This is a genomic window from Roseicella aerolata (assembly GCF_020523605.1).
Taxonomy (GTDB): Bacteria; Pseudomonadota; Alphaproteobacteria; order Acetobacterales; family Acetobacteraceae; genus Paracraurococcus; species Paracraurococcus aerolatus.
Genome location: NZ_JAJAQI010000027.1, coordinates 18,400 through 40,439 on the forward strand (window position 1 = coordinate 18,400; position 22,040 = coordinate 40,439).

General features: G+C 71.3%; 20 protein-coding genes. 13 read left to right on the forward strand and 7 right to left on the reverse strand.

The window, feature by feature from the left end; all coding sequences use genetic code 11:
* Positions 1–75 precede the first annotated feature (75 nt).
* Positions 76–693 carry a cytochrome c3 family protein gene (locus LHA35_RS17280; RefSeq protein ID WP_226610273.1) on the reverse strand — a complete coding sequence of 206 codons (618 nt, stop codon included), beginning with the start codon at positions 691–693 and terminating at the stop codon, positions 76–78.
* A 278-nt stretch (positions 694–971) separates the two neighbouring features.
* On the opposite strand from LHA35_RS17280, the gene LHA35_RS17285 reads away from it, so the two are divergent.
* From LHA35_RS17285 to LHA35_RS17320, 8 genes are all read left to right on the forward strand, one after another.
* Positions 972–2,474, forward strand: a complete 1,503-nt coding sequence (locus LHA35_RS17285) for an SLC13 family permease (protein ID WP_226610275.1) — start codon at positions 972–974, stop codon at positions 2,472–2,474.
* Between the two features lie 238 nt (positions 2,475–2,712).
* Positions 2,713–3,609 carry a universal stress protein gene (locus tag LHA35_RS17290; protein WP_226610277.1) on the forward strand — a complete coding sequence of 299 codons (897 nt, stop codon included), beginning with the start codon at positions 2,713–2,715 and terminating at the stop codon, positions 3,607–3,609.
* Positions 3,610–3,867: 258 nt separating this feature from the next.
* Positions 3,868–4,203, forward strand: a complete 336-nt coding sequence (locus LHA35_RS17295; RefSeq protein ID WP_226610278.1) for a carboxymuconolactone decarboxylase family protein — start codon at positions 3,868–3,870, stop codon at positions 4,201–4,203.
* A 4-nt stretch (positions 4,204–4,207) separates the two neighbouring features.
* Positions 4,208–5,140, forward strand: coding sequence for an NAD(P)-dependent oxidoreductase (locus tag LHA35_RS17300; RefSeq protein ID WP_226610281.1), 933 nt, complete (start codon positions 4,208–4,210; stop codon positions 5,138–5,140).
* Entirely contained in the window at positions 5,124–5,936 is an 813-nt protein-coding gene (locus LHA35_RS17305) for an N-acyl homoserine lactonase family protein (RefSeq protein WP_226610283.1), read from the forward strand. Before LHA35_RS17300 ends, LHA35_RS17305 begins: the two co-directional genes overlap by 17 nt.
* 284 nt (positions 5,937–6,220) lie before the next feature.
* Positions 6,221–7,900, forward strand: coding sequence for an energy-dependent translational throttle protein EttA (ettA, locus tag LHA35_RS17310; protein ID WP_226610285.1), 1,680 nt, complete (start codon positions 6,221–6,223; stop codon positions 7,898–7,900).
* 11 nt (positions 7,901–7,911) lie between these two features.
* Complete coding sequence (locus tag LHA35_RS17315) at positions 7,912–8,463, forward strand: GNAT family N-acetyltransferase (protein ID WP_226610287.1); 552 nt, start codon at positions 7,912–7,914, stop codon at positions 8,461–8,463.
* Between the two features lie 53 nt (positions 8,464–8,516).
* Complete coding sequence (locus LHA35_RS17320) at positions 8,517–8,891, forward strand: hypothetical protein (protein ID WP_226610289.1); 375 nt, start codon at positions 8,517–8,519, stop codon at positions 8,889–8,891.
* Positions 8,892–8,934: 43 nt separating this feature from the next.
* Here the strand turns inward: LHA35_RS17320 and LHA35_RS17325 are convergent, their stop codons facing one another.
* On the reverse strand, positions 8,935–9,144 hold the full coding sequence (locus LHA35_RS17325; RefSeq protein ID WP_226610291.1) for a hypothetical protein: 210 nt from the start codon (positions 9,142–9,144) through the stop codon (positions 8,935–8,937).
* A gap of 806 nt (positions 9,145–9,950) precedes the next feature.
* Between LHA35_RS17325 and LHA35_RS17330 the strand changes: the two genes are divergently transcribed.
* A complete protein-coding gene (locus LHA35_RS17330) occupies positions 9,951–12,578 on the forward strand; it encodes a PAS domain S-box protein (RefSeq protein WP_226610293.1) in 2,628 nt (875 codons plus the stop codon).
* A gap of 37 nt (positions 12,579–12,615) precedes the next feature.
* On the opposite strand, the gene LHA35_RS17335 is transcribed toward LHA35_RS17330, so the two are convergent.
* Together LHA35_RS17335 and LHA35_RS17340 are read right to left on the reverse strand one after the other, a co-directional pair.
* Positions 12,616–13,248, reverse strand: coding sequence for an MlaC/ttg2D family ABC transporter substrate-binding protein (locus LHA35_RS17335; protein WP_226610294.1), 633 nt, complete (start codon positions 13,246–13,248; stop codon positions 12,616–12,618).
* 20 nt (positions 13,249–13,268) lie between these two features.
* Positions 13,269–14,093, reverse strand: coding sequence for an MlaA family lipoprotein (locus tag LHA35_RS17340; RefSeq protein ID WP_226610295.1), 825 nt, complete (start codon positions 14,091–14,093; stop codon positions 13,269–13,271).
* Between the two features lie 204 nt (positions 14,094–14,297).
* On the opposite strand from LHA35_RS17340, the gene metF reads away from it, so the two are divergent.
* Positions 14,298–15,263, forward strand: a complete 966-nt coding sequence (metF, locus tag LHA35_RS17345; protein ID WP_226610296.1) for a methylenetetrahydrofolate reductase [NAD(P)H] — start codon at positions 14,298–14,300, stop codon at positions 15,261–15,263.
* A gap of 189 nt (positions 15,264–15,452) precedes the next feature.
* On the opposite strand, the gene LHA35_RS17350 is transcribed toward metF, so the two are convergent.
* Positions 15,453–16,424, reverse strand: a complete 972-nt coding sequence (locus LHA35_RS17350) for a Bug family tripartite tricarboxylate transporter substrate binding protein (RefSeq protein WP_226610299.1) — start codon at positions 16,422–16,424, stop codon at positions 15,453–15,455.
* Between the two features lie 117 nt (positions 16,425–16,541).
* On the opposite strand from LHA35_RS17350, the gene LHA35_RS17355 reads away from it, so the two are divergent.
* Complete coding sequence (locus LHA35_RS17355; RefSeq protein ID WP_226610301.1) at positions 16,542–17,342, forward strand: phytanoyl-CoA dioxygenase family protein; 801 nt, start codon at positions 16,542–16,544, stop codon at positions 17,340–17,342.
* A gap of 294 nt (positions 17,343–17,636) precedes the next feature.
* Here the strand turns inward: LHA35_RS17355 and LHA35_RS17360 are convergent, their stop codons facing one another.
* A complete protein-coding gene (locus LHA35_RS17360; protein WP_226610303.1) occupies positions 17,637–18,278 on the reverse strand; it encodes a 2-hydroxychromene-2-carboxylate isomerase in 642 nt (213 codons plus the stop codon).
* A 69-nt stretch (positions 18,279–18,347) separates the two neighbouring features.
* Positions 18,348–19,343, reverse strand: a complete 996-nt coding sequence (locus LHA35_RS17365) for a hypothetical protein (protein WP_226610307.1) — start codon at positions 19,341–19,343, stop codon at positions 18,348–18,350.
* On the opposite strand from LHA35_RS17365, the gene LHA35_RS17370 reads away from it, so the two are divergent.
* Both LHA35_RS17370 and LHA35_RS17375 read left to right on the forward strand, forming a co-directional pair.
* A complete protein-coding gene (locus LHA35_RS17370) occupies positions 19,336–19,830 on the forward strand; it encodes a pentapeptide repeat-containing protein (protein ID WP_226610309.1) in 495 nt (164 codons plus the stop codon). The two genes, LHA35_RS17365 and LHA35_RS17370, sit on opposite strands and share 8 nt — an antisense overlap.
* Complete coding sequence (locus tag LHA35_RS17375; protein ID WP_226610311.1) at positions 19,827–22,040, forward strand: ATP-dependent helicase; 2,214 nt, start codon at positions 19,827–19,829, stop codon at positions 22,038–22,040. The genes LHA35_RS17370 and LHA35_RS17375 overlap by 4 nt, the downstream gene beginning before the upstream one ends.

A 22,040-nucleotide genomic window follows, 5' to 3' on the forward strand; every position in this document is an offset into this window, starting at 1 on the left:
TGCTCTCCCGGCCAGGCAGCGGCGCCGGTGCAACGCGAGCGGCACCAAAAGGTGCCCTGGGCCGACAGGATTATCTCAGCGGTGGCAGGTGGAGCAGCGGGTGAGGGGCGACACCTCCACGCCGTAATGCTCATGGCGGGCCGCGGTTGGTGAGGCTGGCAGGGCGATGCCGGCGGCCTCCGGGGCCCGGTGGCAGTCGAGGCACCAGCCCATCGAGAGGGTTTCCGCTTTCACCGTGCGCGGCATGGCCTCAACCGGGCCATGGCAGGTGCTGCATTGCACCCCGGCCGCGACATGTGCGCCGTGGTGGAAGCGCACATGCTCCGGCAGCCGGTGCACGGAGGACCAGGGGACGGCGCTGCCGAGGGCCAGCGCGCTCTCCAGCGGCGCGAATTGGGCCGAGACGCTCCAGACCTGGCGATGGCAGCCGAGGCAGGTCTCGGCGGTCGGCATGCCGGCGGAGGCCGCGCGCTCGACCGTCGCATGGCAGTAGCGGCAATCGAGGCCGAGGCTGCCGGCATGGATCGCGTGGCTGAACGGGATGGGCTGCGGGGCGGCGACCCCGACGCCCCAGGCCCGGTCCGAGCGGGCGAGGGCCCAGGCGGCCAGCGCAAGCACCACCAGCGCGGCGGCGCCAAGGCCCATGGCAAGGCGCAGCCGGCGGTCGGCGCGCGGGGAGAAGAGTTGCGGCATGCCCTCGGTGTCGCCCGTTCCCGCTGCGAACGCGCGCCGGCCTCCGGGGTTGGCGAGCGGCGCGGGGTCGCTGGCCGGCAGATCGCGGGCGCCGGCAATGGTGACGGCGACGTGATCAAGGCGGGCCGGCGCTGCTCCCGGATTCCGCGGTTCACAGGAAGCGGCACTATGGGCCATGGCGCGGGGCGGTGCCTCCGCCATGGTGGTGCCAACTTGCGGCTGCGGGCGCTGGGTGCCGGCGGCGCATCGCACGCGGATCGGGAGGTTCGGGGGGAAGGATGACCGAGTCAGCACAGGGCGGCGCGGCGGGGCCGCGAAAGGACGCGCACTCGCCCCTGGGGCTGCTGCTCGGCCTGGGGCTCTTCGCGGCCATGCTCCTCCTTCCGCCGCCCGAGGGGATGTCGCCGGTCGCCTGGCGCGTCGCCGCCGTGGCGGTCCTGATGGCGAGCTGGTGGGTGACGGAGGCGATCCCGATCCCGGCGACCGGATTGCTGCCCCTCATCCTCTTTCCGCTGCTCGGCATCGCCAATATCGGCCAAGCCTCCGCGCCCTATGCCGATCCGCTGATCTTCCTCTTCCTCGGGGGCTTCCTGGTGGCCCTGGCGCTGGAGCGCTGGAACCTGCACCGGCGCATCGCGCTGCGGACCGTCGCGCTGGTCGGCACCCGCCCGCCCGCGCTGGTCGGCGGCTTCATGCTGGCCACGGCCTTCCTCAGCATGTGGGTCAGCAACACCGCGACGGCGGTGATGATGCTGCCGATCGGCCTCTCCGTCATCGCGCTGCTGGAGGACGGCGCCAGGCAGGATGGCGATGGGCAGGATGGCCAGGCGAAGGCCGGCGGCTTCGCCACCGCCCTGCTGCTCGGCATCGCCTATGCCGCGAGCATCGGCGGGCTCGGCACGCTGATCGGCACGCCGCCGAACGCCCTCCTTGCCGGCTTCATGTCGCGCACCTATGGCGTCGAGATCGGCTTCGCCCAGTGGATGGTCATCGGGGTGCCGCTGGTCGTCCTGCTGCTGTCCTGCACCTGGCTGCTGCTGACGCGCCTGGTCTTCGCCCTGCCGCGCGGGGATCTCGGCGGCGCCTCGGCGCTGCTGCACGCCGAGCTCGGCCGCCTCGGGCCGATGAGCGGCCCCGAGAAGCGGGTGGCGGTGGTCTTCGCGGCCATGGCAGCGCTCTGGGTGGTGCGGCCGCTGCTGGGCGACCTCGTCCCGGGCATCAACGATACGGGCATCGCCATCGCCGCGGCGCTCGCGCTCTTCATCCTGCCGGCCGGCCGCGGCCAGGGCGGGGCGGCGCTGCTCGGCTGGGATGCGGCGCGGCGGCTGCCCTGGGGCGTGCTGCTGCTGTTCGGCGGCGGCCTCTCCCTTGCCGCCGCGATCACGCGCAGCGGGCTGGCGGAGTGGATCGGCGCCGCGCTCGGCGGGTTCGGCGTGCTGCCGGTGCTGATCGTCGTCCTGGTCGTGACGGCCGCGATCGTCTTCCTGACCGAGCTGACGAGCAACACCGCCACCGCGGCGGCCTTCCTGCCCCTCGTCGCCTCCCTCGCGCCGGCGCTCGGCGCCGATCCCTTCCTGCTGACCATCCCGACCGCGCTCGCCGCCTCCTGCGCCTTCATGATGCCGGTGGCGACGCCGCCCAATGCCATCGTCTATGGCAGCGGCCACCTCACCATCGCCCAGATGGCCAGGGCCGGGTTCTGGTTGAACCTGCTCAGCATCGCGGTGATCGTCGGGCTCGCCTGGCTCGCCGTCGGCCGCCTCTTCGCGGTTCCCGGCTGAGGCGCGGGAGATCGGCAGCGATGCGGAGCGCGCCGGTGGCGCGGTGCCTGGACTTCCGGAACTGTCGTCCGGCACCGCGCCCGCGGGCGGGCCGGAAATCCCCGGTCGGCGGCAGCGCCACCAGGGGAAAGCAGGTAGACTGCGGCGAAGCGAGACCGATCCGGTCCGGCCCTTGCGGTGGCAGGGCCGGCATCCCGGCCCACGCATCGCATCATCGCTGATTGGGAGCCCTGCCAGAATGTCCGAGGCGCATCCGCAACCCGCACCGCGCAGCACCGCGCCGCAGCGGATCCTGCTCGCCACCGATCTCAGCTGCCGCTGCGACCGTGCGCAGGACCGCGCGGTGCAGCTTGCGGAGCGCTGGAATGCAAGCCTGCACGTGCTGCATGTGCTCGAAGGGGACGAATCGGCCGATGCCCTGCCGGTGGCGGGCGGGCGCTCCGCGGCCGGGATCGCCAGGGACCGGGTCGAGGCGGACATGCAGGGCCGGTCGGTCCGCTGGGAGCTGCTGCTGGCGCATGGCGATCCGGTCGAGACCATCCTGCGCAAGGCCGGCGAGCTTGGCTGCGACCTGGTGGTGACCGGGATCGCGCGCGAGCCGACGCTGGGCCGGGCGATCCTGGGACGGACGGTGGACTACCTGGTCCGCCGTGCGCCGATGCCGGTTCTGGTCGTGCGCGGCCGGCCGCAGCGGCCCTATGGCGCCATCCTGGTGGCGACGGATTTCTCGGAGCCGTCGCGCCACGCCCTGGAAACCGCCCTGCGGCTCTTCCCGGATGGCCGCATCACCCTGTTCCATGCCTACCGGGTCCCTTTCGAGGGTCTCATTGACCGGGAGGCGAATGAGGCGGAGATCCGGGCGACGGCGGAGGCGGAGCATGCAACCTTCATGGCGAAGGTCGCGGCCTCCCCGGAGGCCCTCGGTCGGATCTCGACCGTGATGGCCTATGGCATGGCGCCGGACATGGTCTGCGCCCATCTGCGGGACCATCCGGTGGACCTCGTCGTGCTCGGCACCCAGGGGCGCACCGGTCTGGCCGGTTTCCTGGTTGGCAGCACGGCCGAGCGGCTGCTCTCGCTCCTGCCATGCGATGTCATGATGGTGCGCGGACCGGCGGCATCGCCTGGGGCATGAGCGTCCTGCGCCGGCGGGGAAAGCGCGCCGGCACGGCGCCTGGCATGTCTTGCGCGGGCGGTCGAATGACCTAGGATCGCCGGCACGAGACCGATGCCGGGGGAGGGGCCCATCTGGCGGCGGGATGGCGCGGCGATCCATGGCTTGGCCGCTCGCCCGGGCTGTCCTGCGCCACCTGGCCCGCCGACCATCCTCTCCCGCGCCCATCCCGGCGCCGCGTGGCGGACCGGCACGAGACAAGGCAGGAGAGGAACGACCATGGCAGCCCCACCCTCGGCCCGGCGCGACCGGCTGAAGCCGCATTTCCCCAAGCTCGTCGAGATGACGAACGACTATGTCTATGCCGATGTCTGGGAGCGGCCGCAGCTCTCGAAGCGCGACCGCAGCCTGGTGACCATCGCGGCGCTCGCCGCGCTCGGCTGGCAGGAGCAGCTGAACACGCATATCGCCCGCGGGCTCGGGAACGGCCTGACGCGGGAGGAGGTGACGGAGGCGATCACCCATCTGGCCATGTATGCCGGCTGGCCGGCGGCGATGACCGCCTCCCACATCGCGATCGACGTCTTCGAAGAGCAGGACAAGGCGAAGGGCTGAGGCCATGAAGATCGGGTTCATCGGCCTCGGCACCATGGGCGCCTTCATGGCGGCCAACCTGCAGAAGTCGCAATACCGGCTGGTCGTCACCGATGTGCGGCGGGAGGCCGCGGCGCGGCACCTCGAGAACGGCGCCGAATGGGCCGCGACGCCGCGCGAGATCGCCGCGCAGTGCGAGGTGGTCTTCACCAGCCTGCCGGGGCCGAAGGAGGTGGAGGCGGTGGTCTTCGGCCCGGATGGGCTGCTGGCGGGCGCGCATCCCGGCATGGCCCTCTTCGACCTCTCGACCAACAGCCAGGCGCTGATGCGCCGCGTGCATGACGCGATGGCGGAGAAGGGCGCGCATGCCTTCGACGCGCCGGTCTCCGGCGGGCCGAAGGGGGCGGAAACCGGCAAGCTCGCGATCTGGGTGGGCGGCGACCGGGCCGTCTATGAGCAGCACAGGAAGGTGCTGGACGCGATCGGCGACCAGGCGGCCTATGTCGGCCCGATCGGCACCGCGACCGTCGCCAAGCTGGTGCACAACATGGCCGGCTACGCCATCCAGACCGCGCTTGCCGAGGTCTTTTCCATGGGCGTGAAGGCGGGACTCGACCCGCTGGAGCTCTGGACGGTGGTGCGGCAGGGCGCGCTCGGCCGGCGGCGGACCTTTGACCGGCTGGCGGACCAGTTCCTGACCGGCCGCTACGACCCGCCGGCCTTCGCGCTGAAGCTGGCGCACAAGGATGTCACCCTGGCCACCAGCCTGGGCCGGGAGCTGGGCGTGCCGATGCGCTTCTGCCAGTTGACGCTGGAGGAGATGAACGAGGCGCTGGCGCGCGGCTGGGGCGCGCTCGATTCCCGCATCCCGATGAAGATGCAGCTGGAGCGGGCCGGCGTCAGCATCGCCTGCGACCCGGCCGCGGTGCAGGCGGTGCTCGATGCGGACAAGGGCTGAGCCGGTGCCCGGCACCTGGGAGGTCTATGCGCTGCGCTACGCCACGCGGGCGGCGCGGCGGGCCGAGCATTTCATCGGCGGCGATCCGCATGACGCGCCGATGCCGATGGATTACTTTGTCTGGGCCGCGGTCCGGGAGGGCCGCGCCTGGATCCTCGATACCGGCTTCACCGCCGAGGTCGCGGCCCGCCGCAAGCGGGAGTATCTCCGCTGCCCGGTCGAGGGCTTGCGCCTGCTGGGCATCGAGCCCGACGCGGTCGAGGATGTGGTGATCAGCCACCTGCACTACGACCATGTCGGCAGCTTCCATAAATTCGCCCGCGCCCGCTTCCACCTGCAGGAGGCGGAGATGCGCTACGCGACGGGGCGCTACATGTGCCACCACCGCCTGCGCCACTCCTTCGAGCTGGAGGATGTCGCCGGCATCGTCCGCATGAACTTTGCCGAGCGGGTGGTGTGGCATGACGGCGATGCCGAGCTGGCGCCGGGCCTCAGGCTCCATGCCTGCGGCGGGCATTCCATGGGGCTGCAATGCATGACGGTGGAGACGGCGCGCGGGAGGCTCGTGCTGGCCTCCGACGTCGCGCATTTCTACGAGAACCTGGAGAGCCGGCGGCCCTTCACCACCGCCTTCCATGTCGGCGACATGCTGGAGGGGTTCGACCGGCTGCGCGCACTGGCGCCCGGCCCGCGGCACATCATCCCGGGCCATGATCCCCTGGTGATGCAGCGCTACCCGGCGGTGCCGGGGCTGGAGGGGATCGCGGTGCGGCTGGACCTGGAGCCGAAGGCATAGCGGGGCGGCCGTACCGGCAGGGCGGGGGAGGGCTCGCGGAAGCGTCACTGGCTGATGCGGGCTGCTGGTCGCGCCGCCCTCGGCCCCCTGGCATGGCCTGGTCGGCTGGCAGCATGCGCCGGCCGGAGCGGGACCCGCACGCCATCCGCGAGCAGGTGTTCCGCGCGGCCGGAGTCACGCGGGGGTGAGGGGAAGCGGAACTCCGATCCCTCAGCCGCCTTGGCTTCGCTACCGCCCTGCCGCTAGAAGGGCGCCCAAACCCCCCGCCCGACAGGTCATTGCCGATGCCCGCCTATCAGTACGTCTATGTCATGAAGGATCTCACCAAGTCCTATCCGGGCGGGCGTGAGGTCTTCAAAGGGATCACCCTCTCCTTCCTGCCCGATGCCAAGATCGGCGTGCTCGGCCCGAACGGCGCCGGCAAGTCGACGCTCATGCGCATCATGGCGGGGCAGGACAAGGAGTTCGGCGGCGAGGCCTGGGCGGCCGAAGGCGCCAAGGTCGGCTATCTCTCGCAGGAGCCGCATCTCGACCCCGACCTGACGGTTGGCGAGAACATCATGCTGGCCTTCAAGGACCTGAAGGCAGACCTCGACCGTTTCAACGAGATCTCCCACAAATTCGCCGAGGAGATGTCGGACGACGAGATGAACGCCCTGCTGGCCGAACAGGGCGAACTGCAGGAGCGGATCGACGCCGCCAACGGGTGGGAGCTGGATCGCACCATCGACATCGCCCTCGACGCGCTGCGCTGCCCGCCGGCGGAACTCCCGGTGACCAACCTCTCGGGCGGCGAGCGGCGCCGCGTCGCGCTCTGCAAGCTGCTGCTCGAGAAGCCCGACCTGCTGCTGCTGGACGAGCCGACCAACCACCTGGATGCCGAGAGCGTCTCCTGGCTGGAGAAGACGCTGCGCGACTACCAGGGCGCGGTGCTGGTCGTAACCCACGACCGCTACTTCCTGGACAACGTGACCAACTGGATCCTCGAGGTCGATCGCGGCCGGGGCATCCCCTACCAGGGCAACTACTCCGCCTATCTCGAGCAGAAGCGCAAGCGCCTGGCGCAGGAGGAGCGCGAGGAGAGCGCGCGCCAGCGGCAGCTGGCCGAGGAGCAGGAGTGGATCGGCCGCAGCCCCTCCGCCCGCCAGGCCAAGAGCAAGGCGCGCATCTCCGCCTATGAGGACCTGCTGGCCAAGAGCCAGGAGAAGGCGCCCGACCCGACCGAGATCCAGATCCCGCCCGCGCCAAGGCTCGGCAACACCGTCATCGTCGCGGACAACATCCGCAAGGGCTACGGCAACCGCCTGCTGATCGAGGATCTCTCCTTCAAGCTGCCCCCGGGCGGCATTGTCGGCGTCATCGGGCCGAACGGCGCCGGCAAGACCACGCTCTTCAAGATGATCACGGGCCGGGAGACGCCGGATTCCGGCACCCTCGTGGTCGGCGACAGCGTCGAGCTCGGCTATGTCGACCAGAGCCGCGACAGCCTGGATGACAAGAAGACCGTCTGGCAGGAAATCTCGGACGGCATGGACATGATCACCATGGGCAAGCGGCAGGTGCCGAGCCGCGCCTATTGCGCCGCCTTCAACTTCAAGGGCGGCGACCAGCAGAAGCCGGTCGGCGTGCTCTCGGGCGGCGAGCGCAACCGGGTGCATCTGGCGAAGATGCTGAAGCGGCCGCACAACGTGCTGCTGCTCGACGAGCCGACCAACGACCTCGATGTGGACACCCTCCGCGCGCTGGAGGAGGCGCTGCAGGACTTCGCGGGCTGCGCGGTGATCATCTCGCACGACCGCTGGTTCCTGGACCGCCTGGCAACCCATATCCTGGCCTTCGAGGGCGACAGCCATGTCGAGTGGTTCGAGGGCAACTTCCAGGCCTATGAGGCCGACAAGCGCCGCCGCCTCGGCGCCGCGGCCGACCAGCCGCATCGCATCAAGTACCGGCCGCTGACCCGCTAGGGCCGCGGCAGATGGACGGCACCGCTCCGGCCATGCGGCTCGCGCCGCCGGTCCCCCTGCCGGGGCGGCTCGTCCGCACGGAGCGCCTGACGCTGGTGCCGCCGGGGAAGGAGAACCTCCCCGATCTGGTCCGGCTGAAGGGCGACCCGCGGGTCTTCGAACTGATGCTGCATGGCGTGCGCTCCCCCGAGCGCACCAAGGAGGAACTCGAGGACGACATCGACTTCTGGGAGGTACGTGGCTACGGCACCTGGTGCGTCTACCTCACCGGGACGGGCGAGTTCCTCGGCATCGCCGGGCTGATGGAGCGGCCGGATGGCCGCGGCGTCGCGCTGCGCTTCGCGCTCTGGCCGGAATGCCGCGGCAAGGGCTTTGCGCGGGAAGCGGCGAAGGCCGGCCTGGAATTCGGCCATCGCGCCGGGCTCCGGCGCATCATCGCCGTCGCCTGGGTGGAGAATCTTGCCTCCCGCTCCGTATTGCAGGACATCGGCCTGACGGAATGCGATTCCTTCCTGCACAAGGGGCGGCGCATGATCGTCTATGAAAGCATCCGCGACCGCTGAGCCGTGCGGTCCATCCTGCGTTTCCCCACCGCATGGCTGGGGGAGATCGGGACATGGCACGGAATGTCGCGGGCTGGCTGCTGGAGGAGGCGGATCGGGCGCGGCTGCTCGCGCTCTTCCCGCCCGCCTATGATCGGGTGATCGCGCATCACGTGACGCTGCGGGCGGGCGTGCCGCCCGATTTCCCGCTGCCGACGGCGGAGGAGGGTGCGGTGGTGGGCCTCGCCGATGACGGCGCCGGCGTGCAGGCGCTGGTGGTGGAGATCGACGGCACCACCCGCCGGCCGGACGGCTCGACCTGGCACATCACCTGGTCGCTCGCCGAAGGGCGGGCGCCGGTCGAGAGCAATGCCGTGCTTCGCGCTCGCGGCTGGACCGCGACGCCACGGCATCCGATCCGGCTGCGGCCGGCCGTCTTCCAATCCTGACCGGAGCGCGGACGGGGCCGGCGCCCCGCCTGCGTCTCGTACGTCAGGCCGGGCTGCCCTTGCCCTTCTCGGCCTTCTCCCGCTCCATCTGCTGGCGCTGCCGGTCGCTGTCCTGGTCGTGGCCGGGCGGCATGCCGCCCGCGCGGCCGCTCTCCTGCCGCCGGTCATCCTGCGACATCTGCCCGCGCTGCTGCTGGCCCTGTTGCTGACCACCCTTCTGCTGGTGGTGTCCGGATCCCTGCTTCTCGTTCATCGGCCTGCCTCCTCACCCGCCGATGGGCTGGCGGGCAGGGAACCAACGCCTGCAAGTGGCGGCGGGTGCCACCGCTCCCGCCTCAGGGCCGGAGCCGTACCCCGGTCCGCTCGGCTACAGCGGATTGCGTTCATATCTGAACGCCTATCCGCTGTAGCTCTTTTTTTTCGAGCAGATTCACGCCCTCCCGCGATCTGCTCTATCCGTTTGCGCCATCTCCACCTCGTGCAGCATCGGCGGTGCGCCACGGTCAGGCCATCCGGCGCCTCGGCGGTGCATGCCGGTGGGAAGAGTTGCCGCTTCCGCAGGCCGGCCGCGCCTGGCTTGCCGTCGGCACCCGGCTCCGCGACTCCGCCAGGAGCGGCGTCCCGGCCGGGCCGACCGGCAGGACGATGCCGCCATGGTTGAAGCCCGGCACGCCTGGGGAGGCCGAGTTCTCACGAAGGAACTGACCTGCCGGGCAGCAGGGCATCGGGCGCGGGCATGCAGGGCACGAAAGTTGTACGCTTTCTCGTGGGCTCCCTGCATGGTCAGGCAACTGCATGCCGGGCTGGTGCTTTGTCTCAGGTTCACCTCAGGGACATGATCATGCGGGTTGTCGTCACTCTCCGGCCGGATTGCGAATTCCTGGCGATGGCGCGGGCGAGGCGGCATGACCTGGCGTTGACCGACCACGGCCTCCTCCCCGCGGAACGGCGTCCCGGTGCGGTCCGTATCCCTGGCCTCCTCCCCCGGCCCAACCGGAACATGGGACGGAGGCGAGGAGGGGGAACCCCGCCGCGCAGCGCGGCCTGCCGGAGGCCGGCGTGAACGCCACCGCGAGGCGGGCGCGCCCTGCCGGCGACCTCGAAGGCGTCCTGATCACGGAAGAACTCGCCCGCCGCCCGGGCAGGCCACCCGACCATGCGGCGCAAAGCCAGGCCCTGGCCGCCCTGGCCCGGGAGATGGCGGACAGTCCGGGCACCGTGCTACAGCGGCTGGCTGATCTCGTCATCGAACTCGGCCTCGCCCAATCGGCCGGAATCAGCATCCTGCGCGGGGACGACCCGGCGCCGGGCCGCCATTGGGACGCGGTCGCGGGGCTCTGGGCCGGGCAGATCGACAGGATCAGGCCATCCGACGCCGGCCCCTGCGGCGCGAAGCTGCCGCGGGATGCCGTGCTGCTCCTCGCCCGCCCGCCCGCAGGCGTCCCGGCGGCGGACATCGTCCCGCGCATCCAGGAGATCCTGCTGCTGCCCTTCCTTGTCCGCGGCGAGCGGGTGGGCACCCTCTGGGTGGTCGCCCACGATCCCGCGCGGGCCTTCGACGCCGAGGATGTCCGGCTGCTCAGCAGCTTCGCCGATTTCGCCGCCGCCGCCTGCCGGGTGCAGGCGGCGCTGGCCGAGACCAAGCACGGCTATGCGGAGCTGGAGCGGCGGGTAGAGGCGCGCACGCGGGATCTCCTCCGGGCGAATGAGCGCCTCGGCGCGAGCGAGGAGCGCTTCCGTCGTGCCATGAGCATCGGGACGGTCGGGGTGCTCTTCTTCCGCCTTGATGGGCGCATCATCGATGCGAACGAGGCCTTCGCGCGCATGAGCGGCTACAGCCGCGATGAACTCGCCGGCTCCGCCCGGTCGGACGCGCTGACCCCGCCGGAGTGTCTGGGCGTGGCGGCACGCGCCAGGGCTGACCTCGCCCTGCGGGGCGAAACCGCGCCCTATGAGAAGGAACTCATCCGCAAGGACGGCTCGCGCTGGTGGGGCCTCTTCGCGCCCATGCGGCTGACCGGCGCCGGGGAGGGGGCGGAATGCGTCGAGGTCATCATCGACATCACCGCCTGGAAGCGCACCGAGGCGGCGCTGCGCGAGAGCGAGGCGCGGTTCCGCCACATGGCCGACAGCGCCCCGGCGCTGATCTGGATGACCGATGCCGAGGGCCAGGTGGTCTTCGCCAACATGCATTACGACCACATGTTCGGCCGCCCGGCAGCTGAGATGCTGGGGGATGGGTGGTCGAGCGTGGTGCTGGCGGAGGATCTCGGCTCCTTCAACGCGGCCTTCCAGGATGCCTTCCGGGCCCGGCGCGCTTTCCGGGCCGAGACGCGGGTGCGCGACCGGGCCGGCCAGCTGCGCTGGCTGCGCTGCGAGGGTGTCCCGCGCCTCGACGATGCGGGGCGGTTCCTCGGCTATACCGGCTGCAATGTGGACATCACCGAGGCCCGGCTGGCGGCGGAGGAGCTGGAGCGCCGCGTCGCCACGCGCACTGCCGAGCTGATGGCCGCCGAGGAGACGCTCCGCCAGGCGCAGAAGATGGAGGCGGTGGGGCAGCTCACCGGCGGAATCGCGCATGACTTCAACAACATGCTGCAGGGCGTCACGGGCGGCCTCGACATGGCGCGGCGGCGCGTCGCCGAGGGGCGCGGCGAGGACGCCCTGCGCTACCTCGAGACCGCGCGGGAGGCCGCGACCCGGGCCGCGGGGCTGACACGGCGACTGCTGGCCTTCGCGCGGCGGCAGCGGCTGGATCCGAAGCCGATCGAGGCCGACGGCCTGGTCACGGGCATGGCCGATCTCATCCGCCGCACCATGGGCCCCGGGATCGTCGTGGAACTGCAGCTGTCCGGTGGGATCGGGCGCGTGCTCTGCGATGCGAACGAGCTGGAGAGCGCGCTGCTGAACCTCTGCATCAATGCGCGCGACGCGATGCCCGAGGGCGGAAGGCTGATGATCGGCACGGCGGATGTGCAGCTCTCCGCGGCGGAGGCCGCGGGGCAGGAGGGCGTCGCCCCCGGTGCCTATGCGATGATCTCGGTCATGGATACCGGCGAGGGCATGCCGCCGGAGGTGCTGGAGCGGGTCTTCGAGCCCTTCTTCACCACCAAGCCGCTGGGGCAGGGCACCGGGCTGGGGCTGAGCCAGGTCTATGGCTTCGTCCGGCAGTCGGGCGGCCTGGTCCGCCTGGAGAGCGCGCCCGGGCGCGGCACGACGGTGCGGATCTTCCTGCCGAAGCGCGACGCGGCGGAGGTGGAGCCGGACCGCATGCCACCCGAGCCGCCGGCGCCGGCCGGTGCCGCCGCAACGGTGCTGCTGGTGGATGACGAGGCGGCGGTGCGCGGGCCGGCCGCCGAGCGGCTGCGGGAACTGGGCTACCGGGTGCTGGAGGCGGCGGACGGGCCGGCGGCCCTGCGTCTTCTCTCCGGCGCCGCGAGGGTCGACCTGCTGATCACCGATGTCGGCCTGACCGGCGGGATGAATGGCCGCCAACTGGCCGAGGCGGCGCGGGAGCGCCTGCCGGGCCTGCCGGTGCTGTTCATCACGGGCTACGCAACCACCCGGTTGCCGGCCGGGATGGAGGTGATCGCCAAGCCATTCGCCCTCGACCTCCTGGCCTGCCGGGTCCAGTCGCTGCTCGCTGCGCGGCAGCCGGGCGCCGGTCCCGGGGCCGGGCCGGGCTGACGGCGCCTTCCTGCGGCCCAGGCCGCAGGAAGGCGGCCTATCTCGCCCCCTGCTCCCGCGCCGCGAGCTGCTGGATCTGCCGGCGCATGGCCGTCAGCAGCGCGCTCACCTGGCCGCCATTCTGCTGGATCACGGCGGAATACTCGCTGCGCTGCGTGAGCCGGAGGGAGGTGCCCTCCGCGATCACATCCACCACCTTGGGCTGGCCGCCGACATCGCCGACCCGCCAGTCGAGCGCGAAGGGCGCGCTGTTCGGCCGCTCGATGATGGTATTCACCAGGACGTCGTCCTCGGTCCGCTGCTGGCTGCGGCCGAGGGAGAACCGCACGCCCTGGTACTCCCCGAACCGCGCGGAGAGATTGCGGATCAGCGTCTCCTCGAACAGCTTCATATATTCCTGCTGTTCCTGCGGGCTCGCCTGGCGCCACCAGCGGCCGAGGATGAAGCGGCCGACACCCTCCACATCCACCGCCCGGCGCAGCACCGCGGCCACGCGCTGGCGGCGCGTCGCGAGATCGGCGCGCGTGTCGTTGATGGCGGCGACCAGTTCCTGGCCGGTGGCCTGGATGAAGCTGGCGGCCCGGTTGATATCCTGCTGTGCCCGTGCCGTGCCGGCGAATGGCAGGGCAAGGCCCGCCCCGAGCAGCAGGCGGCGATGGATCGTGGTCATGCTTCTCTCTCCCGGTCGGATTAGCGCGGCGGCGGCGCATCCATGCCGACGCCCACGCCGAAACCGGTCGGGCCGGCAGCGGGCGGCGCGTCCACGGCGTTGCGGATCTCGGCATTGCGGCGCTGGCGATAGGCGCTGCGCAGGGTTGCGTAGGAATCGAGCGACTCGCGCTCCACGGCATCCAGGGTGTCGATCAGGGATTCGCGGGTGTCCACCACCGTCACGCCGGTGCGGCTGTAGAGGAGGGCGTCCACCGCCGCGCCCTGGCCCACCCAGGTCAGCGGGTCCGCGGCGATGCCGAGGCCGAAGCCCGTCAGGTCCCGCGGATTGCTCGGGCCCAGAACGGGGATGAAGAGATAGGCCCCCTCGCCGACGCCCCAGACCGCGAGGGTCTGGCCGTAATCCTCGGCATGGCCGCGCACGCCGAACTGGTTGCCTGCGACATCGATGAGGCCGCCCAGCCCCAGGGTGGAGTTGATGAGGAAGCGGCCCAGCGTGTCGCCGGCGCGGCGGGGCTCGCCCTGGAGCATGTCGTTCGCCAGGATCACCGGCGTGCGGAGATTGCCCAGGAGGTTGCGGATGCCGGTGCGGACCGGCTGCGGCACGACTTCCCGGTACCCGACCGCGACGGGCCGCAGCACCGCCCGGTCGATTCCCCGGTGCACCGAATACATGGTCCGGTTGAAGGGCTCGATCGGGTCATTGTTGAATTTGAATTCCGCCACCGCATCCGGATCGGCCGGGTCGGGGCGTTCGGCGCAGCCCGCCAGCAGCGGGAGCGCGAGCAGCACGAGGGCCAGGGCGGTCCGGGCCAGGCCGGGCGAGGTCGGAATCGTGATGCGCATCGGCGGCGAGGCCCTCTTGCGTTTGCGTAACGCAACAATAGGTCACAGTGAACCGCACGGAACCCCCAAGGGGTCCCCTGCCATGCCCAGCGAAGGTGGTGGCCATTATGGCCACCGGGGTGGCGCTGCAACGCCACAAACTGTATCCGGTCGCCCGGCTTGCGAAGACTTTGAACCGTGCACAGGTGGATGATGGACCAGACGATGCCCGACGCAGCCCAGCATTCCCTGTCGGGCTCCGCCCCCGGCACCCTGCAGCGCTGGCTGACCGGGCCGCGTTTCGGCGGGCTGCCGCCGCTGGCCGAACTGCCGCCGCCGGCCCTGTCCTTCGAATTCTTCCCCCCCAAGACCGATGCGCTGGAAGCCCAGCTCTGGTCCTGCATCCGGCGGCTGGAGCCGCTGGCGCCCCGCTTCGTCTCGGTCACCTACGGCGCCGGCGGCTCCACCCAGGCGCGCACCCATGCGACCGTCGCCCGTCTGGTGAAGGAGACCTCGCTGACCCCGGCGGCGCATCTGACCTGCGTCGCCGCCTCCCGCCGGGAGGTGGACGACGTCGCCCGGGCCTATTGGGAGGCCGGGGTGCGGCACATCGTCGCCCTGCGCGGCGACCCGCCGGCGGGGGTCGAGCGCTATGAGCCGCATCCGGAAGGCTATGCCTATGCCGCCGACCTGGTGGAGGGGCTCTCGCGCATCGCCCCCTTCGAGATCAGCGTCGCCGCCTATCCCGAGACTCACCCCTCGGCGCTCTCGACCGATCACGATCTGGACAACCTGAAGCGCAAGATCGATGCGGGCGCGACCCGCGCCATCACCCAGTACTTCTTCGACACCGACATCTACCTGCGCTTCCTCGACCGCTGCCTCGCGGCCGGGATCACCGTGCCGATCGTGCCCGGCATCATGCCGGTTTCGAACTTCACGCAGATGAAGAAATTCTCCGCCATGTGCGGCGCCGGCGTGCCGGACTGGATGGGCCGGCTGTTCGAGGGGCTGGAGGATGATGCCGAGACGCGCCGGATGGTGGCGGCGGTGGTCGCGGCCGAGCAGGTGCGGCTGCTGCAGGCCAACGGGGTGGATGAGTTCCACTTCTACACCCTGAACCGCCCGGACCTGGTCTTTGCCATCGCGCATATCCTGGGCGCACGGCCGGCCGGGACCGCCGCGGCCTGAGCGCGGGCCGGCGACGGCGATCCGTGTCCGGGGCTGAAGGCCGGTCCGCTGCCGGGCCTCGGATTGGGGGGCGGAACCGGCCGGTCCGGCTGGTCGAGCCGCGGGTGAGGCGGGCAGTTCCTCGACCGGCCCGCGGAGCCGGTCGTCGGGGCGTCCCTGCGCTGACCGAAGGCGCCGGCGCGGGGCGGGCTACTCGACCCTGATCCCCTCCGCCTGGATGATCGCCCCCAGCCGGGCCCGCTGGTCATGCCAGAAGGCATGGAACTCGGCCGGGGAACTGCCGACCGGAATCATCCCGAGCTCGCCCAGGCGCTTCACCGCGTTGGGGTCCCGCATGCCGGCGTGGGCCGCCTCCGCCAGCCGGGCGATGACCGGCTCCGGCGTGCCGGTGGGGGTGTAGAAGCCCAGCCAGTCCGCGATGTCGAAATCCGGGAAGCCCTGCTCCTGCACCGTCGGGATGTCCGGCAGGTTGGGCAGGCGCTCGGCGATGCTGACCGCGAGGCCGCGCAGCCGCCCCTCCAGCACCAGCGGCGTCGCCGAGGGCAGGGTGGAGAAGACGAATTCCGCATCGCCCGCGAGGATGCCGGCGATGGAGGCGGCGCCGCCGCGATAGGAGACATGGTTGGCCGAGAGACGCGCGCGGCGCAGCAGCAGCGCCGGCGCCAGATGCGTCATGGTGCCGACGCCCGAGGAGGCGAAGGGGATCCGCCCCGGCGCCGCCTGCAGCCGCGCCAGCAGGCCCGCCAGGTCCTTCGCCGGATGGTCGGCGCGCACCACGCAGAGCAGGGGGGAGCGCACCATCTGGCTGACGGGGCTGAGCGCCCTGGCGAAATCATAGGGCAGGCCCGGGATCAGCAGATGGTTGACCGACCCGCCGGCGGTATCCGCCAGCGTGGTGTAGCCGTCCGGCGCCGCCTGGGCGACGACCCCGGCCCCGACCGAGCCGCTGGCGCCCGCCCGGTTCTCCAGGACCAGCGGCTGGCCGAGCACCTGCTGCATGGCCGGCGCGGCGAGCCGCATCGGGATATCGGCGCCACCACCGGGCGGCCAGGAGATGACGACCCGCACGGGTCGGTTGGGCCAGCTTCCCTGGGCATGCGCAACGGCCGGCAGCGCGAGCGCGCCGCCGAGGAGCGGGCGGCGGCCGATCCGCAGGGTCATGAGGGCCTCCCATTGGTCTTGCCGCCATCCTGCCCTGTCGCCTGGCGCGCGGGAAAGCTTTGGCTTCGCCACCTGCGCCGGCCTAGGATGCCGGCAACGTCCAAAGGGAGAACGACCATGCGGCTGTCCGAGGAGCAGATCCGCCACTTCCATGACGAAGGCTGGCTCTTCCTGCCCGAGACCTTCACGCCGGAGGAGGTCGCTGTCCTGCGGGACGAGGCGGAGGCGATCTACCGCGACAACCGCCCCGAGATCTGGCGCGAGAAATCCGGCGCGCCGCGCACCGCCTTCGCCGCGCATACCTACAACGAGGCCTTCCGCCTGCTGGGCGCGCATCCTCGCCTGATCGAGCCGATCGAGCAGATCTTCGGCGAGAAGCTCTACATGCATCAGTTCAAGATCAACGCGAAGGCGGCCTTCACCGGCGATGTCTGGCAATGGCACCAGGATTACGGCACTTGGCTGCGCGATGACGGCATGCCGGAGCCGCGCGCCATGAACATCGCGGTCTTCCTCGACGAGGTGATGCCGATCAACGGCCCGCTCATGCTCATCCCGCGCAGCCAGGCGCATGGCAACCTGGAGGCGGGGCATGATGTCAGCACCACCTCCTACCCGCTTTGGACGCTGGACGAGGCGGTGGTGACGAAGCTGGTGGAGGAGGGCGGGATCGTCGCCCCCACCGGAAAGCCGGGCGGCGTGCTGATGTTCCACGGCAATCTGGTGCATGGCTCGGCGCCGAATATCACGCCCTTTCCTCGCAAGATCGTGTACCTGACGCTCAACGCCGTTTCGAACCACATCCGCAAGCCGACCCGGCCGGAATGGATCGCGCATACCGATTTCACTCCGATCCAGCCGGTGCCGGATGACGCGCTGACGCACTATGCGCGGCGCTACCGGCAGGCGGCGGAGTAGGGCCAAGCCGGCAGGGGCGGCGCGATGGCCGGACCCGATCCGGCCATCCTGCCGCGCATCGCCACCGGCGAGACGCCCCGCCCGGGCCGGGCGTGATGCGGAGCGGCCAAGAGACTCGCCCTTCGTCACCCGCCGGACCACATCGCGGGCAGGAGGATGCGCGCCGTGCGGTCCGGCCTGTCGTCTGGATGATTCCGGGACGGCGCCTGAGTGGGTCCACTCAGCCCCGCTGGTGCTCCTTGGTTTTCGCGCAGCGTCTCGCTCCCGGGCGTTCACGCCCGTCCGCGGTCTGCTCTACCGCCGGCGCTCGACCCCGATGGGCAGGGTGGCGAGCCGTGCCATCTCCCCGCCGCTGAAGAGCGTGGGGTCCGCCAGATAGGCCTCCGCCATCGGCAGCGCATCCACGCCCCAGAACAGCTCCGCCCCGATCCGCAGGGTCGGCACGCCAAAGACACCCGCGGCGACGGCCGCCTCGGTCGCCGCGCGCAGCCCTTCCCGGGCATTGCGCGCGGCGACCACCGCCTCGTAATCCGCCACGCCGAGCCGGCCGCAGAGCGCGGCGAATTCCTGCGGGTCGCTGGCGTCGCGCCCGTCCCGCCAGATGAACTCGAAGGCCGAGCGCACCGTCGCCGGCGTAGCGCCGAGCGCGGTCAGCAGCCGCTGCACCTCCAGCGACCGGAAGGGGTGGCGCGGCGGGAAGCGCATCGGCACCCCGGCGCGCCCGGCCAGGAACTGGCTCAGCCGGTAGGTGTGCAGCCGCTTCGGCGGCAGCTCCGCCGGCCCGACCGTGCCCCAATGTGCCAGCACCGCGCCGAGCACGACGGGGCACAGCGTGACCGGATGCCGCGCCGCCAGCGCCTCCACCGCCGGCAGGGCGATCCAGGAGAAGGGCGACACGGTGTCGAAATACCAGGTGATCGCCGGCCTGTCGCTCATGGCGCCTGTCTCCCCCTCCCGCGGGCCGATCCGGGCCGCCTTGCCCGAGGCGCCTTGGTCATGGCTCGCTCAGCCCCGCCACAGCCTTGCGTAGATCGGCCGCAGCAGGAAGGGCGAGATGAACATCGGCACCTGGCTCAGCGCGAAGAAGAGCAGCACGCCGGGGTCGGTTGCCGCCGGCAGCACCGCCAGGAAGATCGCCTGGTTGCGGGTTCCCGCCAGCATCCCGGCCGCGAGTGCAATGCGCCGCCCAAGTGGCAGCAACGCCAGAGCCGTCATGGCATTGAGGCCGAGATTCCCCGCCAGGGCCAGCCCGATGCCCCCCAGCACCCAGAGCGGATCGGCCAGCAGCCGCGCCTGCACGCCATCCATGACGCCGAAGGCGAAGACCACCAGGACCAGCACCACCAGGCCATCCAGGGCCGTGCCCGCCCGCGTCATCCGCGCCGGGCCCGCCACCTGGCGAATCAGCGCCGCCAGCAGCGCCGGCAGCCCGACGATCAGTAGCAGCCGCAGCATCAGCCCGGGGATGGAGATGGCAAGGTCGAGGCCAAGCAGCCCAAGGGCGAGCGGCGGGGCGGTGAAGGGCAGCAGCGCGGTGGTCGCGACCGAGACCACGAGGCTGATCTCCGCATCGAGCGCGAGCATCCGCGCGAGGGCCGGGGCGGAGACCGCGGCGCAGGCGGAGGCGCCGAGCACCAGCCCGGCGCCGAGCGGCCCGTCCAGCCCCACCGCCTGCATCACCGCGAAGGCCATCAGCGGACAGGCCAGCAGCACCCAGGCCGAAAGGCCGAGCACCAGCAGCGGCCGCCGCAGCCAGGCCACCACCTGCGCGGGCTCGATCCGGAGCAGCACCAGCGTCATCAGCAAGGCGACGGCCGGCGTCACGACCGGCCGCAGGGCCTCGGCCAGCGGCGCGATGGCGATGCCGAGGAATATGCTGGTGGCCAGCAGGACGGTGCCGTGCCGGGCTGACCAGGCGAGGACGCGGGGGATGCGGGACAGGGGGCAGCCGAAGCGGTTGGAGGAGTTCGCTTCCCGTTCTATATCGACTGCCGTGCGCACACCATTCCTCTCCCTCGCCCTGCTCCTCCTCGCCGGCGCCCCCGCCATGGCCAGCCAGTGTTCCCTGCCGCCACGGCCCGGGATCGACTGGCGGCGCTGCCTGCTGGAGTCGCGCGACTTCAGCGGCGCCGACCTGACGGGCGCGGTGCTGCGCGATGCCTCGCTCACCCGCAGCACCCTCTCGGAGGCGCAGTTGCAGGGCGTGGATGGGCGCAGTGCCCGCTTCGTCGCCGCCGACCTGCGCGGCGCGGATCTGTCGAAGGCGGTGCTGCTTTCCGCCGACCTGACCCGCGCCAACCTGGCCGGTGCCAAGCTGGCCGGTGCCGACCTGCGGCGGGCGCGCTTCTTCAGCGCCGATCTGCGCGGCGCCGACCTGACCGAGGCGCAACTGGACGGCGCGGATTTCCTCTACGCCACGCTGGAGGGGGCACGCTGGACCGACGGGACCCGCATCTGCGGGCCGGGCTCGATCGGCTCCTGCCAATGAGCGTCGCCGCCCCCCAGCCCGACTACATCACCCGGCTGAATGCCGAGCAGCGGGAGGCGGTCGAGACCCTGGACGGCCCGCTGCTGGTGCTGGCCGGCGCCGGCACCGGCAAGACGCGGGTGCTGACCACCCGCTTCGCGCATCTGCTGATGACGCAGCGCGCCTTCCCGGGACAGGTCCTGGCCGTGACCTTCACCAACAAGGCCGCGCGGGAGATGCGGGAGAGGGTCTCCGCCATCATCCAGCGCCCGGTGGAGGGGCTCTGGCTCGGCACCTTCCATGCCCTATGCGCGCGCATGCTGCGGCGGCATGCGGAGCTGGTCGGGCTGACCAGTGCCTTCACCATCCTCGACACCGACGACCAGATGCGCCTGCTGAAGCAGGTGATGGATGCGGCGGGGATCGACGCCAAGCGCTGGCCGGCGCAGGGGCTGATGGCGGCGATCCAGCGCTGGAAGGATCGCGGCCTGGTGCCGGACCGGGTGACGCCGGCGGAGGACACGGACTATGCCGGCGGGCGGGCGCGCGCGCTCTATGCCGCCTACCAGGACCGGCTGAAGGACCTCAACTGCGCCGATTTCGGCGACCTGATGCTGCACATGGTGGAGATCCTGCGCAGCCATCCGGAGGTGCTGGCCGACTGGCATCGGCGCTTCCGCTACATCCTGGTGGACGAGTACCAGGACACCAACCTGGTGCAGTATCTCTGGCTGCGGCTGCTGGCGCAGGGCCACCGGAACATCTGCTGCGTCGGCGACGACGACCAGTCGATCTATTCCTGGCGCGGCGCCGAGATCGAGAACATCCTCCGCTTCGAGAAGGACTTCCCGAACGCCAAGGTCGTGCGGCTGGAGAGCAACTACCGCTCCACCCGCCCGATCCTCGCCGCCGCCAGCGGCCTGATCGCGCACAACACCGGCCGTCTCGGCAAGACGCTGCGGGCCGGGCGCAACGACGCCGAGGGGGAGAAGGTGCGCGTCGTCTCGCTCTGGGACAGCGAGGAAGAGGCGCGTATGGTGGGCGAACGGATCGAGGCGGCGCAGCGCAGCGGCCATCCGCTGGCGGAGATCGCCATCCTGGTCCGCGCCGGCTTCCAGACCCGCGCCTTCGAGGAGCGGCTGATCACCCTCGGCGTGCCCTATCGCGTGGTCGGCGGGCTGAAATTCTACGAGCGCGCTGAGATCCGCGACGCCATGGCCTATCTGCGCGTGCTCGCGCAGCCCTCGGACGACCTGGCCTTCGAGCGCATCGTGAATGTCCCGAAGCGGGGCCTCGGCGACACCGCGCTGCGCAAGATGCATGAGATCGCCCGGGCCGAGCGCATCCCGCTGAGCATCGCCGCGGGCAAGCTGGTCCAGTCCGGCGGCCTCGCGGGTAAGGCGCGCGCCGCGCTGTCCGAACTGCTGCACGGCTTCGCCCGCTGGCGGGAGGGGCTGCAGCGCGAGGGTCATGTCGTCACCGCCGCGACCCTGCTGGACGAGACCGGCTACACGGAGATGTGGAAGCAGGACAAGTCGCCCGAGGCGCCGGGGCGGCTCGAGAACCTGAAGGAGTTCATCCGCGCCCTGGGCGAGTTCGAGAACCTCAACGGCTTCCTCGAGCATGTCGCGCTGGTCATGGAGAATGACGAGAACGCGCAGGGCGACCGGCTCTCGCTGATGACGCTGCACGCGGCGAAGGGGCTGGAATTCGACATGGTCTTCCTGCCGGGCTGGGAGGAAGGGCTGTTCCCCCACAGCCGCGCGATGGAGGAGGGCGGCGAGCGCGGCCTGGAGGAGGAGCGGCGCCTCGCCTATGTCGGCCTCACCCGCGCGCGCAAGCTGGCGATCGTCTCCTGCGCCGCCAATCGCCGCGTCTATGGCAACTGGTCCAGCTCCATCCCGTCGCGCTTCCTGGACGAGCTGCCCGTCGAGCACATCCAGCGCGAGGGCAGCGCCGGCATGGCGCGCAACCGCGTGGTGGACATGCCGAGCGTCTTCACCGGCACCGGCGGGCTGATGGCCCGCAAGCCCCGCACCATCGAGGCCGGAGCCTGGGAGGTGCAGGCCAGGCCCGCGCATGCCCAGCCGCTCCGCATTGGGGAGCGGGTGTTCCACAAGAAATTCGGCTATGGCCGCGTCACCGCGGTCGAGGACAACAGGGTGGACGTGGACTTCGAGAAATCCGATCCCAAGCGCGTGCTGGACAGCTTCCTGGAGCGCGTGTCGTGA

Bases quoted from the DNA above. Each gene is read 5' to 3' on its own strand.
- LHA35_RS17280 (WP_226610273.1), bottom strand. From the start codon at position 693: ATGCCGCAACTCTTCTCCCCGCGCGCCGACCGCCGGCTGCGCCTTGCC.
- LHA35_RS17285 (WP_226610275.1), top strand. From the start codon at position 972: ATGACCGAGTCAGCACAGGGCGGCGCGGCGGGGCCGCGAAAGGACGCG.
- LHA35_RS17290 (WP_226610277.1), top strand. From the start codon at position 2,713: ATGTCCGAGGCGCATCCGCAACCCGCACCGCGCAGCACCGCGCCGCAG.
- LHA35_RS17295 (WP_226610278.1), top strand. From the start codon at position 3,868: ATGGCAGCCCCACCCTCGGCCCGGCGCGACCGGCTGAAGCCGCATTTC.
- LHA35_RS17300 (WP_226610281.1), top strand. From the start codon at position 4,208: ATGAAGATCGGGTTCATCGGCCTCGGCACCATGGGCGCCTTCATGGCG.
- LHA35_RS17305 (WP_226610283.1), top strand. From the start codon at position 5,124: ATGCGGACAAGGGCTGAGCCGGTGCCCGGCACCTGGGAGGTCTATGCG.
- ettA (WP_226610285.1), top strand. From the start codon at position 6,221: ATGCCCGCCTATCAGTACGTCTATGTCATGAAGGATCTCACCAAGTCC.
- LHA35_RS17315 (WP_226610287.1), top strand. From the start codon at position 7,912: ATGGACGGCACCGCTCCGGCCATGCGGCTCGCGCCGCCGGTCCCCCTG.
- LHA35_RS17320 (WP_226610289.1), top strand. From the start codon at position 8,517: ATGGCACGGAATGTCGCGGGCTGGCTGCTGGAGGAGGCGGATCGGGCG.
- LHA35_RS17325 (WP_226610291.1), bottom strand. From the start codon at position 9,144: ATGAACGAGAAGCAGGGATCCGGACACCACCAGCAGAAGGGTGGTCAG.
- LHA35_RS17335 (WP_226610294.1), bottom strand. From the start codon at position 13,248: ATGACCACGATCCATCGCCGCCTGCTGCTCGGGGCGGGCCTTGCCCTG.
- LHA35_RS17340 (WP_226610295.1), bottom strand. From the start codon at position 14,093: ATGCGCATCACGATTCCGACCTCGCCCGGCCTGGCCCGGACCGCCCTG.
- metF (WP_226610296.1), top strand. From the start codon at position 14,298: ATGCCCGACGCAGCCCAGCATTCCCTGTCGGGCTCCGCCCCCGGCACC.
- LHA35_RS17350 (WP_226610299.1), bottom strand. From the start codon at position 16,424: ATGACCCTGCGGATCGGCCGCCGCCCGCTCCTCGGCGGCGCGCTCGCG.
- LHA35_RS17355 (WP_226610301.1), top strand. From the start codon at position 16,542: ATGCGGCTGTCCGAGGAGCAGATCCGCCACTTCCATGACGAAGGCTGG.
- LHA35_RS17360 (WP_226610303.1), bottom strand. From the start codon at position 18,278: ATGAGCGACAGGCCGGCGATCACCTGGTATTTCGACACCGTGTCGCCC.
- LHA35_RS17375 (WP_226610311.1), top strand. From the start codon at position 19,827: ATGAGCGTCGCCGCCCCCCAGCCCGACTACATCACCCGGCTGAATGCC.